General features: G+C 38.4%; 14 protein-coding genes. 5 read left to right on the top strand and 9 right to left on the bottom strand.

Going from position 1 to position 12,891, the window contains the following annotated elements:
* The first annotated feature begins 13 nt into the window (after positions 1 to 13).
* A complete protein-coding gene (locus tag JWG40_RS14080) occupies positions 14 to 979 on the top strand; it encodes a M23 family metallopeptidase (RefSeq protein WP_205286423.1) in 966 nt (321 codons plus the stop codon).
* On the opposite strand, the gene JWG40_RS14075 is transcribed toward JWG40_RS14080, so the two are convergent.
* Entirely contained in the window at positions 944 to 1,999 is a 1,056-nt protein-coding gene (locus JWG40_RS14075; protein WP_205286422.1) for a hypothetical protein, read from the bottom strand. The genes JWG40_RS14080 and JWG40_RS14075 overlap by 36 nt on opposite strands.
* Here JWG40_RS14075 and JWG40_RS14070 point away from each other — a divergent pair.
* Positions 1,998 to 2,603: a hypothetical protein gene (locus tag JWG40_RS14070; RefSeq protein ID WP_205286421.1), complete on the top strand. Its 606-nt coding sequence runs from the start codon at positions 1,998 to 2,000 to the stop codon at positions 2,601 to 2,603. The two genes, JWG40_RS14075 and JWG40_RS14070, sit on opposite strands and share 2 nt — an antisense overlap.
* Before the next feature lie 35 nt (positions 2,604 to 2,638).
* Here JWG40_RS14070 and JWG40_RS14065 read toward each other — a convergent pair whose 3' ends face one another.
* The 3 genes from JWG40_RS14065 to JWG40_RS14055 form a co-directional block, all read right to left on the bottom strand.
* Positions 2,639 to 2,923: a hypothetical protein gene (locus JWG40_RS14065; RefSeq protein WP_205286420.1), complete on the bottom strand. Its 285-nt coding sequence runs from the start codon at positions 2,921 to 2,923 to the stop codon at positions 2,639 to 2,641.
* 83 nt (positions 2,924 to 3,006) lie between these two features.
* A complete protein-coding gene (locus tag JWG40_RS14060) occupies positions 3,007 to 3,978 on the bottom strand; it encodes an MBL fold metallo-hydrolase (protein ID WP_205286419.1) in 972 nt (323 codons plus the stop codon).
* Between the two features lie 26 nt (positions 3,979 to 4,004).
* Positions 4,005 to 4,580 (bottom strand): TetR/AcrR family transcriptional regulator, encoded by a 576-nt coding sequence (locus tag JWG40_RS14055; RefSeq protein ID WP_205286418.1) that lies wholly within the window; start codon positions 4,578 to 4,580, stop codon positions 4,005 to 4,007.
* A gap of 194 nt (positions 4,581 to 4,774) precedes the next feature.
* Here JWG40_RS14055 and fliG point away from each other — a divergent pair, with 194 nt between their 5' ends.
* Positions 4,775 to 5,788 carry a flagellar motor switch protein FliG gene (gene fliG / locus JWG40_RS14050; RefSeq protein ID WP_015681495.1) on the top strand — a complete coding sequence of 338 codons (1,014 nt, stop codon included), beginning with the start codon at positions 4,775 to 4,777 and terminating at the stop codon, positions 5,786 to 5,788.
* Between the two features lie 63 nt (positions 5,789 to 5,851).
* Here fliG and JWG40_RS14045 read toward each other — a convergent pair whose 3' ends face one another.
* Positions 5,852 to 6,340, bottom strand: a complete 489-nt coding sequence (locus tag JWG40_RS14045; RefSeq protein WP_205286417.1) for a helix-turn-helix domain-containing protein — start codon at positions 6,338 to 6,340, stop codon at positions 5,852 to 5,854.
* 385 nt (positions 6,341 to 6,725) lie between these two features.
* On the opposite strand from JWG40_RS14045, the gene JWG40_RS14040 reads away from it, so the two are divergent.
* On the top strand, positions 6,726 to 7,679 hold the full coding sequence (locus JWG40_RS14040) for a glycerophosphodiester phosphodiesterase (RefSeq protein ID WP_205286416.1): 954 nt from the start codon (positions 6,726 to 6,728) through the stop codon (positions 7,677 to 7,679).
* On the opposite strand, the gene JWG40_RS14035 is transcribed toward JWG40_RS14040, so the two are convergent.
* Genes JWG40_RS14035 through JWG40_RS14020 form a run of 4 tightly spaced genes read right to left on the bottom strand, consistent with a single transcriptional unit; the run spans position 7,676 to position 12,438 of the window.
* A complete protein-coding gene (locus tag JWG40_RS14035; protein WP_205286415.1) occupies positions 7,676 to 8,026 on the bottom strand; it encodes a TRL domain-containing protein in 351 nt (116 codons plus the stop codon). The two genes, JWG40_RS14040 and JWG40_RS14035, sit on opposite strands and share 4 nt — an antisense overlap.
* The gene (locus JWG40_RS14030) at positions 8,017 to 8,346 is read right to left on the bottom strand and encodes a TRL-like family protein (RefSeq protein ID WP_205286414.1); all 330 of its coding nucleotides are present in this window, start codon (positions 8,344 to 8,346) and stop codon (positions 8,017 to 8,019) included. The genes JWG40_RS14035 and JWG40_RS14030 overlap by 10 nt, the downstream gene beginning before the upstream one ends.
* Before the next feature lie 9 nt (positions 8,347 to 8,355).
* A complete protein-coding gene (gene pepN / locus JWG40_RS14025) occupies positions 8,356 to 10,998 on the bottom strand; it encodes an aminopeptidase N (RefSeq protein WP_205286413.1) in 2,643 nt (880 codons plus the stop codon).
* Positions 10,999 to 11,013: 15 nt separating this feature from the next.
* Positions 11,014 to 12,438, bottom strand: coding sequence for a peptidoglycan recognition protein family protein (locus JWG40_RS14020; protein ID WP_205286412.1), 1,425 nt, complete (start codon positions 12,436 to 12,438; stop codon positions 11,014 to 11,016).
* On the opposite strand from JWG40_RS14020, the gene JWG40_RS14015 reads away from it, so the two are divergent.
* Positions 12,380 to 12,886: a hypothetical protein gene (locus tag JWG40_RS14015; RefSeq protein ID WP_205286411.1), complete on the top strand. Its 507-nt coding sequence runs from the start codon at positions 12,380 to 12,382 to the stop codon at positions 12,884 to 12,886. The two genes, JWG40_RS14020 and JWG40_RS14015, sit on opposite strands and share 59 nt — an antisense overlap.
* Positions 12,887 to 12,891: the final 5 nt, after the last annotated feature.

Raw genomic sequence — 12,891 nt, 5'->3', positions numbered from 1 at the left:
GAAATTTAAAGAGATGATACGGTTATTATCCTTATTGATCCTAATTTTATCTTTTGTACGTGCGGTACCTGCTGAATCTCGTGAGGTCAAAAAAAAACCAACTCGAGCAAATCCTTCTAATTACTTTGTAAAGAAAGAGGAAAAGAATTTTTCCTTACTTATGGAAGCCAGGAGATTCGGAAGAGGAGAGGTGATTTTTTTACGTCTGACTCCGAAAGATAAAAAATGGATCAACGAATCCTACAAAGTCAGTTGGTTAGGTAAAGATGTGATTCTAACCAAAAGGGAAAAGAGTATGATTGCTTTTTTGCCCATTTCTCCAGACACACCAGCGGGTGCGATGACTCTCGAAATTGTATCTAAAATCTTTTTTGTCAAACGGGGACAAAAACAATACCAAATCATTCTCGAACCAACAAAGTTCCAAGTAATCAAAAAAAACCAACAAATCAAGGTTGATGAGAAATTTGTTACCAAAGAACTTCCGAAAGAAACATTAGATTTTATCCAAGAATGTAAAACAGCAAAAGAAGTCGCTTTTTCGAAACAAAGTCGTTTACAATTTCTTGGTAATTTCAAAAATCCTTTGGAAAAGATTTTTATTACCAGCAAATTTTATGTTAGGCGAGACTATAATAATAAACAAGGTCGGCCTCATGGCGGTGTTGACTTTCGAGGAAAATCAGGAACTCCTGTATATGCGATCCAAGATGGTGTGGTCGTTTTAGCACGTAAAACTTACTATGAAGGTAATTTTACAATCGTAGATCACGGGAATAAGATATTTTCTTTTTATATGCATCAAGATGAAATCAAAGTCAAAGTGGGTGATGCGGTGAAACAAGGCCAAGAGATTGGAACTGTTGGTTCGACAGGAATGTCTACTGGACCTCACCTCCATTTGGGTGCTAAGGTAAATGACACCTTGGTAGACCCGCTCTCTTTAATTGCTTTGCAGTCGATTGCCGAATCGGATTGAGGATAAGAATTCACGAATCCCTTGTTCGTGAATTTCGCCCTTTTCTAAATTTTCAGTAATGTGTAACAAAAGTTTATCGTGATTTGGTGTTTCCACAAGGATAAAGCCTGTTTTCGCATAACGAGGACGTAGTAGATCATAAAATGTCCAAAACTTGGATGTAAGAACAAAGGGTTCTAATTCCTTTTGTTGGATTTCCTGGATGTCTTCAATATCACCTTTACTTACTTGTATCTTAAGGAATTCAGAAAACTCCGAGATGGCTTGTTCTTCTTGAAAACCTAAATAATCCGGAAAGTAAAAGATACGAACAAATGGATAACGTTCCGCATCATGGTCACTGAAAGCAAGAAGGCCTGCAATTTGACCAGCGCCAGTTTTGTTTTCCATGGTTAAGTCTTCTGGTTTAAAAAAATAAAATCCTTCTGGAAGAGTAAATCCCAATTGGAGTTCTTCATTCCAATATTGGTTGTTGTCTGTCACAATCCAGCCGTTCAGATTTTTTTCTTCAATTTGGTATTTGTTTTTGAAAAGGAGATAGGCGGATAAGACTTCTGCCCCTTGTAAAGCCTTGAAGGCAATCAGTGCATTGCTTGCAATTAGGCAGGCCGCAACTAACAGACGTGCATACTCTTCGATACGCAAAACACGAATGAGAAAAGTTATGGCGATAAACAAAAACAAAAAAACAGTTCCGGCTTCAAACACCAAAATTTCTGTTAACCAGAGGGCAAAAATAAAAATAACAACAACACCTAGCTCAATAAAAGGATGAAATGTTTCTGCCCAATATCGTTGGATGACATACAGACTGGCATAAGTAATAAATAATCCAACAATCAGAGAAACAATACATAGGGCAAAAATGTAGTGCCAAGGCAAATGGGATTCATGGTAAATGAAAAAGGGAATGGCGATAAGCGAATATAAAATGAGCAGGTTTCTTGTGGTTTTCGGTGCTAAGAATTTGGTAAAGAAACCACTTGCATGATTTTGGATTTTGGTTAGTATTTGCTTCATGTCGGCGATCACAGACTTCTTTCAAAAAATCCAAAACCAAATTCTAGAAATCCAAACTACCATCAACCAGATCAAAACCAGTTGGGAGAATTTTCAAAAGTTTTGGGATTTGTTTTTTACTTTAGTCCCTTGGGAAGTTCTCCTCTTACTCATCTTTTCTGTCATCCTCCTTTCCATTTTCAATTCAGTTTCTCCCAAAACTCCGAAGGCCAATCTTACCATTGCAGTTTTGTTACTCTCAGCACTTTGGATCTATTTTTCGGGATTGTTTGGAAAAGAAGTTTCTTATACCAGAGTTATCTTTGTTTCGTTCTATATTTTAGTCCCGTTACATGCAATTGGATTGTTTCAAATTCTTTATCGTTTGGGAAAAAAGATTTATTGGAACAAAAGACGGATCCAACCAAAAACTTGGGAGTCTGCCCTCCACCAACTTTCTTTAGACTACCACCAATTGGTAGGAAAGGCCCATCTTTATCACGAAACAATTCAAGAAAATCAGGACAGTTTGTACCAAGAATTAGAACGATTGGAACTTTCACTCAAAGGAATCAAATCTCTCCTTTCGCAAAAGAACCGAACGATAGAAAAACCATTGGAATAAAGATTTTGTCCAAATTTCTAAAATTTTTTTTCGAGCTAATGAGAGCCAGTAAATCCTAAAGCCAATAGAAAGATAAAAAATAAACAGAAACCATTGATTGCATTCATGAGGAGTGATAGTATCGATAAAATATAGAAGGAAAGGTTTTGTTTTCTTCTACCAATCATTCTGTATAGTATCCATCCAATTCGGAAGAGGGAAACAAATCCTAAGAAAAGAATCCCATATAATAAAAATAACCCCACTTTTTGCGTGAAATAAAAAAGAAAACTTACAATCGTAAGTAAACATAGGAAAAAATCAAGGATTAAGTTTTTCATTCTATTTTAGGAAAGATTCCATTGGAACTTTCTGCTTTGGCATAAAGACTCATTGGCAAGGAACTAAAAACCAATGAATCATTTTATTTTTTACCAACCACTTGCGGAAAAAATCCTAGCGGAGATTGTACATCATTGTCATGGGCTGGGATGATTTCTAACTCAGGATTCATTTTTAAAATTTCATGGACCCGAGAAATTTCTTCGCCGAGCGAGACCGTGTCAAAATCCACAATCCATCGGGCACCTCTTGGTTTGTGTTTTTTGTCCAGAAAACCTTCCTTTCTCCAGACAATGTCACCTGTTAAAAAGTAGGTTTTTCCATTTTCTGTATGTAAAAATAAACCAACGGAACCTTCACTATGGCCTTTCATAGGAACAAAGATGGCCGTTCCGTCCCCGAACCAATCCAAACTCTTCGCATAAGACGCATAAGGTTGCTTAGTGAATTGTATAGGTTTCCAATGGATAGAATCCCCATCAAACTGGGACGAAATATAACCAAATTCAATTTTGGGATCGTTTAATTCATTAGCTAAAGAATGTATTTTTGCCAAAGGAAAGTCTTTGAGTCCACTGGCATGGTCCCAGTGGAGGTGCGAGAAAAAAACATCTTGGATGGATTCGATTTTGATTCCATTGGATTCTAATTGTTCTTTTGCTGGCGCTAACAATTGGTAATCCATAAGTAATTTTAAATACAAAGGAAAAACTTGGAACTGTTCTTTGATTTTGGTTCCAAGTCCGGTATCAAATAAAAAATTTCCTTTAGGATGTTGGATGTAAAATCCTGAGTGGGCCACGGTGACTACCTTAAGTAAAGATCCACCTTCAATCACAAATGTTTCTAATGTTTTTGCCTCTCCTGTTTTCAGAATCGAAAATACAAGAGGTGATTTTCCTTTTGGTTTGGGGATGAGGGCGTTATTTTCTTTTTGTGCCAAGTATGTAGCTGTGATATTTTCATTGGGGTATCCGAGAAAATAGAGAAGGAAGAGAAAAAGTGGGACAATGATTAAGCTTGTGGCAATCAAAGATTTTGATGAGAGTTTCATATTCAATGGGTATCCTTTATAAAAAATTAATCTTGTTTGAAGAGTGATTCGGCGGTTTTCGCAGCCACACGGAGTGGCTCGGGAGACTTTTGGAGTTTGGAAAGCAATAAAGCCCCTTCCCACAATGAAAGTAGCGAGAGAGAAAGATTTTTAGAGACACGAGAAGTATAACCCTTTCCTACTAGATAGGTTTCAAATGTCCCTAACCATAGGGAATAAACTTGTGTGCAGGCATCCGAAACCATAGGAACAGAACCGGAAGTTTCCATCGCGGTTGTGGCAATGGGACATCCCTTTTTGTAATCACTCGAAACAATTCGTTCCTCTAATAAGTGGAACACTTGTTTTACGGCCTCAACAGGCGAATTTGTTTCTGCCAATACTGATTGAAAAAACGAATTCAATTCACTGCCAGAATGGAGGAGAGCAAAACTCGTCAATTCCTCTTTCCCACCTGGAAAGTGAAAGTAGAGAGAACCCTTGGGTGTATTGGTTTCTTTCCCGAGCTCACTCAGTCCACTCGCCCCATACCCACCTGTTTCTAAAAGCTCGGCCATCACTTCAATCATCCGTTGTTTTGTGGTTCCACCTTTTCTGCCCATACACCATTGGTAAAATAAATAATAGACCGGTCAACATAAAAAAGTTTAAATGAAATTCTCGAATTTGAATCCATTTATCTCGATTTTGTTTGGTTTCGAATCGCTAAACGAAGCAAAATTTCTGAGAGAATAAATCTCATTGTTTTTTAGAGACCAGGCCGATAAACTAAGTAGTACGGATTTCGGGACGAAGTATGATCAATAAGAAGCCATCGCTCACAGGAAGACAAAAGGCCGCCATCTTTTTGGTTGCTGTTGGAAACGATGTGGCATCTGAAATCTTCAAACATCTCCGTGAAGACGAGATTGAACAAATCACGTTTGAAATTGCTCGTTTAGATAAAATCACTCCAGAAGACAAAGAAAAAGTACTCGTTGAGTTCAATGAACTCATGATGGCTCAGGAATTTATCACCAATGGTGGTATTGACTTTGCGCGTGGACTTCTCGAAAAAGCTCTCGGAAACCAGAAAGCCATCGATATCATCAACCGGTTGACCTCGTCCTTACAGGTAAGGCCATTCGACTTCATTCGTAGAACTGACCCGGCCCACCTCCTCAACTTTATCCAGGGGGAACATCCGCAGACCATCGCCCTTATTTTATCTTATTTGGATCCTCAAAAAGCATCCAATATTCTCTCGAACTTACCGCACCAAATCCAAGCGGAAGTGGCCAAACGAATTGCAACCATGGACCGGGTATCACCGGACGTACTGCGCGAGGTAGAACGAGTTCTCGAACGTAAACTGTCCACTCTCGCTTCCGAAGATTATACTTCTGCGGGTGGTATCGATTCGGTGGTAGAAATTTTGAACTTGGTAGACCGGGGAACGGAAAAAACCATCATCGAAGCTCTGGAAGAAGAAGACCCAGAACTTGCCGAAGAGATCAAAAAACGGATGTTCGTATTCGAAGATATCGTCTTACTGGATGACCGCGCGATTCAAAAGGTTATGCGTGAGGTAGATAACACCGATTTGGCGAAAGCATTAAAGTCGGTAGATTCCGAAGTGCAAGATAAAATCTTTAAAAACATGTCCAAACGTGCGGCCAATCTACTTCGGGAAGATATGGACTTTATGGGTCCGGTTCGTTTGAAAGATGTGGAAGATGCGCAGCAAAAAATTGTAAACATCATTCGTAAACTGGAAGAAGCAGGCGAGATCGTTGTGGCTCGTGCGGGAGAAGACGAACTTGTGGTTTAAGCCGCAAGTTTAGTTTACAGAAAGAATCGGTTTCCTTTTGTAAATTTGAATCTTCGAAAGTTATTATTTGGTTCTGTTACTGAACTTTCCCCATTTAGGTGGAAATTCGACCAGAGCATCCTTTTGAGAAATTTCACCACGTTCTAACCTTTGGTTAAGAGTGATGAGTTTATGAAGGTTCCCCATAGAAAATGAAAATTCAGTAATATCAAAATCATCCAACCGTACTTTGGCATTTCTACAAAACAGTTTGAGTTCTGAAAGAATCAAGGTAACCCTTGCATTGGCATAACGAGCTACGATCTCTTCAAATTCTTCTTCGTTGAAAAATTCTTTTTCTAAATCATAATCAAATTCTTGCCGAATGAGATCAATCAGAGACAGTCCCAGTTCTTTAGCGACCAAAACGACATAATCAAACTTGGATCGGATCCAATCTTCTGATTCCAAAAGTTCTATGGCAGAACGAGGAATATTCAATTTTTCTGATAGTTCGATTCGGGTGAGTTTTCTTCTCTCGCGATAGTTTCTGAAGTGATTTACTTTTTCCATGGTTTAAAAAAAATTCTAAATTTCCGTTAATAACGGTCTGAAATGGCATCAAAAACGTTCGGAACGTTCTGAACGAATAAGATTCGCATGGATAGAGTTGACGATCTCTTTGAAAGAACAGTTAGGATCAAATTACGCTAAATTTCCTTTCTGGAGTTCACCACCGATGTTACCGTAGGTGGTGTGCTCGTTTTTTCCAGCCTTTTCTTATTTCCATCGTCTGAATCCACTTTTTTTACCTGTTTTGTAAGAGATTCTCTAGGTTTTTGGTATTTTTCCTGAACTAAGGAGAAGCAGGGGATTTCTTTTTAAAAGGGAATCAGAAAAATTTCTTTATAATCATTACAAATGTCTAGGATGGAATCCGTTAGAAAGGAAACCATTGATGAACAAAACCCAATCTTTTAAAATCAGTTTACTCTTAATTTGCATTACACTTTATTCCATAAATTGTGCAACGATGGAACCACCCACTCGTTTGCGTAAAGAGATCGATTTACAAGGCCACCGAGGGGCAAGGGGACTCAAACCAGAAAACACTTGGCCTGCTTTTGAAGAAGCAATCAAGTATAAGATGGTAACCTTGGAGCTTGATACTGTTCTTACCAAGGACAAACGAGTGGTCATCCATCATGATTCCGATACCAATCCTGTCATTTGCCAAAACGCAGATGGTACAGAGATAAAAAAAACATCTCTCTATGAACTGACATTGGCTGAGTTACAATCTTATGATTGTGGATCTAAAAAAAATCCAAACTTTCCCAAACAGATTCCAGTTCCTGGAACCAAACTTCTTTCTTTGGAAGAGTTTTTTGAAAAGGTATTGGCTATTGAAAAAAAATCAAAAGAGATTTATGAATTCAACATTGAGACAAAATTTCCAGATGATGGATCGGCTCCCGATAGTTTGGTAAAAGAACATACAGAAAAACTAAATCAAATCATTGAAAAGTATAAAGTAACCGAACGTTCCACCATCCAATCCTTTGACCTTCGTACATTAACTTTTGCAAAGGCAAAAAATCCTAAAATCAAAACGAGTGCTTTGTTTGTTCCCACTTACTTTCAAGGTTTTTTAATGACGATAGGATTTGGAAATGGGTATCGTGAAACCATTCTATCAGCAGCAAAAGACAAAAAAGCTGATATCATTTCTCCATATTTTCTTTATGTAACACCAAGTTTTGTGAGTGAATCGCATAACAAACATATGTTAGTAATTCCATGGACAGTGAATACGGAGAAAGAAATGAAACGACTCGTTTCTTGTGGTGTGGATGGTATTATTTCTGACTATCCCGATTTGTTAGATTCAGTGGTTCGTAAAAAACCTTAGATTCCCCAAACCACCGTACAGAGGGAAGAGTAGAGAGAGAGGTAGTTCGTTGCCTCTTTTTCAATTCGATAGATATCCACAATTCCGCCAGCATTGGCTGCTGATCCAATGCTGGCGTTACCAGAAGTAAAAAGAAATCCATACCGCTTTACACAAGCCTTTCCTTTTTTTAAAGGGAGTTTGGGTAAATTTCGTTCTGATAGACCTAAGGAATAAGAGGCATATAAAAGTCCTGTCGGGCCCAATCCTTGCGGTTGGCCCAAATTTGCACAACCGGTTGTAAAGATACCCATAAGAACTAAAATTCCGAGAGTGAATGAATGCAAAGAGATACGATTCAATTCCATTCGTTTCCTGAGATCTCTACACATAGGTTCGCATAAATGCCGAGGATGGCAAAGGTGGTCCAATTGGTTTCTGTTACATTTTCAATTTTCGATCGTGATTTTAAAAATTCCAATGAAGCATCCCCGAAAGAAATAAGACCGAGTACAGAGTGTACGCAGGATGTTGCTCTTCGTTTAGAGGATTCGCCAGTTCCAAAAATCCCAATTTTTGTTTTTGTATACAAAAACCCCCTCGGTCCAAAACCCGGGGAAGCACAGTTAGCAAAAAACAAACTAGAGATCAAAACCAGTAGTATAAAAAAACTAAAAACTTGATTCAAAGAAATTCCTTAATTGTTAATGAGCTCTTTATGTTTGTTTTTCATTTGAATGCATTTTTTTTCTGAATCAATTTGTTTCAAAAGAGTTTTTTTGACCGGAGCAGGAAGGCGAGGATGGTTACCGGTAAACTTTTTTAAAATGAGTAGTGTTTCGTCAGTGCAAAAATCAGGTGCCAAACTCTTAGCAAAAGCATCTAGATAATTTTCATCCTCACCGTTACTGAACTTGTCTAGAGCATCTAAATAGATATCGAAAAAACTCAGTTGGATGTCCTTTTGATTTTCTGGAAATAGGGAATAAGAAACTACACGTAGAGTCGAAGAAGAGAATTTACTTTTTTTTGGATTGAGAAGAACTTGAATCCAATTTTCTTTTACAGAAAGATTGGGTTCTGCCGCTTCGGCCGCCAAACTAGAGTTTACTCCTCGACTAGAAGGATCTACTTTTTTCTCTCGGTCGATGATGGATTGGATTTGGGTCCTATCTTTTTCTAGGGAACTAAGTTTTACAATCAGACTCCATCGTAAGTCTTGGTCGATTTTTAATCCACGAGCGATGAGTTTGTTTTCCAAAAAGTCGTATAAACGTTTTTTCGAAGTGATTGTGTAGCTAGAGTCGATGAGCGAAAGAAAAAGGTAGCGTTGTTCATCACTTCCTGGTTTTGCTTTGTTCAGTTCTTCCCATAAAAAACTTTGTAAGGCATCAAAATCGCGAATCCTTTTTTCTTCCGGAAACCAAAAGCGGCTCGTTACATAAGTTGAACCGTTGTCACCGGCTAAACGAGATAAAATCCAACGTTTAATTTTAATATCCGATTCTTTTGGATACAGACGAATCGTGGTGTCTTTGAATTCATCAAAGGTGATATTGGCAAGTAACACTTGTCTAAAATAATCAGTCCACAAAATGAGTTTTCGCATTGGGTCTGTATCATATTCTAAAACATATTCCAGATTTTCCTTGTTCGGTTCTGTCCATTTCCAAATGGCAAAGTCATGATCCTCGGCATTGATAAAACTATAATCTGGACAAGATTTTACAGGAAAAATGGCATTAGTGGAGCGACCAGAATAAATCACGGGAACTTCCGCAAAAGAAAGTTGTTTGTTTGGTTTATCAAAAAAGTAAAGCCCAAGAATGGTTTTGTGATCTCTGAGTTTGTTTTCTAAACCAGGTGCCGATTGGACAATTTTCCAATAGAACTGGTTATCGGCACAAAGGGTTGTGAGTTCTACTTGGTTGGTCCCTTTAGTTTCCAACCAATCTTTGGACCATTTTTTCATGGGAAACCCACTGGCAAATTCCAGTTCCTTTAAAAAGTCAGTGAGTGTAGAATTGGAATAGGAATACTTACGAAGGTAATTTTGCACTCCACGTTGAAAGGCATCTTCTCCTATAAAGTAAACCAATTGTTTGAGAACAGAAGCTCCTTTTCCATAAGTGATTCCATCAAATTGGGTGAAGGCTTCTTCTGTATCGGATACTTTTGCTTCTACAGGATGGTTTGTGATAAAACTATCTTCTTCATATGCCCATTGTTTCATTTTTTCAAAAAAACTAATCCAAGTTTCTTTGAATTCGGAATTTTTTGCTTGGGCTAAACTTGCCATATAAGTCGCAAAACTTTCGTTAAGCCATAATCCATTCCACCATCGCATGGTGACTAAGTTTCCAAACCACATATGTGCCATTTCATGTAAAACTACATCGGATAGGTTTTCTCTTTGGGATCTTGTCATGGGGGCGCGTGAAACAAAACGTTCAGAAAAAGTAACGGCTGCTACGTTTTCCATGGCACCAAAGTTAAATTCGGGTACAATGACTTGGTCGTATTTTAGGAAGGGATAAGGAATTCCAAAATAAGAATTAAAAAAGGCAAATCCTTCTTTGGTAAAGGTAAACCAGTCTTTGGGGTCTACGTATTTGCCAAGGGATTTTCTAACAAAAAGTCGCAAAGGGATAGATTCGAATTGATCTTCCCAAACTTGGTACGGTCCGGCGTGCAGTGAAAAAACATAAGTTGCAATTTTTGCCGATTCTGGGAACGAATGAGTAACCTCTTCTGGGTTTGCACCTTTGGTTTGGGAATTAGGAAGAGTTGTAGAAATGACTTTCCAATTTTTAGGAACGGTCGCATTCAGTTGGAAGGTAGCTTTTAGGTCGGGTTGGTCAAAACAAGGGAACATTTTGTTCGCATGGAAGGCTTCAAACTGGGAATAAAGATACACTTCTTTATCGTCTGGATCAGTGAACTTATGAAGCCCATTCCCCGTTTTTGCATAAGGGGTTTCAAACAAAACCGTGAGAGTATTATTGCCAATCATTAGATTGTTTGCTGGTAGTTGGATATGACCGTTTTTGTAAGGAAGGTTGGTTAAATCTTCTTCGTTCAGAATGATCGATTTGATTTTTCCTTCATAATAATCCAATCGCAGGTCTTTTAGTTTTTTTCCCGCAAAACGGATTTTGACTTTTCCATCGAAGAAATCTTTCGGAGTTAAATGGACATCAAGTTCATAATGAATGTCTTCTAAAATTTCAAATCGACTATCAGCCTCGGCTTGCGTTAGGTGGTAAACTGGTTTTTTCAGACGGCAATCCAAAATCAAAACGATCGAAATTAGGGATAGAATTTGTAAGATTTGTTTCATAGAAGCTCCGTCTCGTTATGGTTGAAAGTTACGATATAAAATGGCCCAGTCGATGGACTTTCGATTTTTCCATTCTGGTTCGCTATAGTATTTGCCACCAATGGAATTTAAGATCATTTCCATATAATCTTCGCCTGGATCAAAGTCTTTTGCGTTTAAGAAAATGGAACCACCCCATTTTTTTTTGGCTTGGGTATGGCTAAAGACACCGATTAAGTCTTCCACTTTTTCATTTGAGAGAGGAATTTTGTATTTGGATGTGAGCTCAATCACAAGGTCTTTTACAGTTTGGATTTGTTCTGGTTGTTTTAAAAGTTCTTCTGTATCTTTGGCCACAATTTCGATTTGGATACAATTATTGTTTGTACCTGTGGCAGCAGCAGCTCTGTCTTCCAGAACATCCACAAGTTGGTAGGCCTTTCCGTTATTGTCCACCATGATGGATGCAGTTAAGTTTCTCGCTTCCAGTGTGCGAAGTGATTTAAAATATTCGGAAATGGCAGTGTAATGTAAAACAACACAACTAGGTTTGATTTTTCCGCGAAACAAATATTTGACTCTGTATTCTTCGGGAGGGAGACCTTTCTCATCTTTTTCAATTCGTGATATGTTGATCTTTTCTGCTTTTGTGATCCCTCGGCCATTGGTGGGTTTGAAGGTTTCTTTCAAAATTTCTTTGTTTTCTTTTTTTAAGACCCAACCTGTGACAAAACGATCCTTCCAATCATCTTCTTCATAAAATTTCCCATCGATTTCGGAAAGGATTTGTTTGAGGGCAAGTTCACTCCCACATGGTGAAAAATCCACAAAACCGCCAAACCTTCGCTTGGTTTGGTTATGTGTAAAAATTCCGCGTTTGGAGATGACATCGTAGTTGGATTTGGGGATGTCGAGTTCCTCTGCCAAATAGGAAATAACACCGTTTAAAACGGCCCGTTGTTTGCGATTGTTATAAAGAGCTTCTTGGGTGCCTTCGTATACTATGTGAATGGACTCTAAATCAATTCCAGGGGCGGCCGACCATTCATGATTTAAAAAATTGGGATCACCAAAGACAGTCCCTTCCGAGTCTACGTAGACATGAAACATAAACTGATTGTCCACGGAAAGTTTCAAGAAGTCAGCGAACTTTCGTTTTCCAGAGTTGTGTAGAATGAGGGCTGAAATAGATTTTGGATCTCTCTGTTTGGAAAGTGAGTTCCATTTTACTTTCTTAACCGACTCTAGTTCGCTATAGGATACCAAACCTTCAATGCGAATGGATGGATAGTCAGGTGCCTTTCGAAAAATACCAATACATCCAGTGGAAATAAGGAAAATGAGTGATAATTTTACAAGATTATGACACAATGGGTTCAAAATCTTAGCAAGGAAAAGAGACTTGGAGCCGTATACACCCTTTACTTTATCGCGAAATCGTTTCTTAAAATTTTCTCTCAAATGTTTTGCCCTAACTGCAGTTTCGATTCATGGAGTGAATTGTGGACCTGGTCTGAACACTCCGGCCCTCAGGGGGATATCGCCAGAACAATACCACAGTTTTCGTAGCTTGCAAGAAGTCTTCCTCCAAGACAACCCCATTCCGAATTTTGATCTAGGGCTTGCTTTGGACAATTATGTATATGGTCACCCCTATCCCATTGAAACGGAAAGCGTTATACAACTGTTAGCTAGTGTTCCTTCTTCGATTTTAGCGGCCATCGCCCTTGATTTTTCTTTCACTCCGATTGTAAAACTTCCCATGGAAGAAAGGATCAAACGATTGTTAGAGTGGAAACATTCTTCTCTTGGCCTCAAACGTGGTGTTTACGCCATTCTTAGACAAATTTCATTTTTCCTTTTAAGTTCCGACAAAGAATACCAAAAATTTGTCGGTTATATCCAATAAGGCGG

It is taken from the genome of Leptospira abararensis, assembly GCF_016918735.1.
Classification (GTDB): domain Bacteria; phylum Spirochaetota; class Leptospiria; order Leptospirales; family Leptospiraceae; genus Leptospira_A; species Leptospira_A abararensis.
Note: the sequence above shows the minus strand (reverse complement) of the source record. Positions and strands in the feature narration are given on the sequence as shown.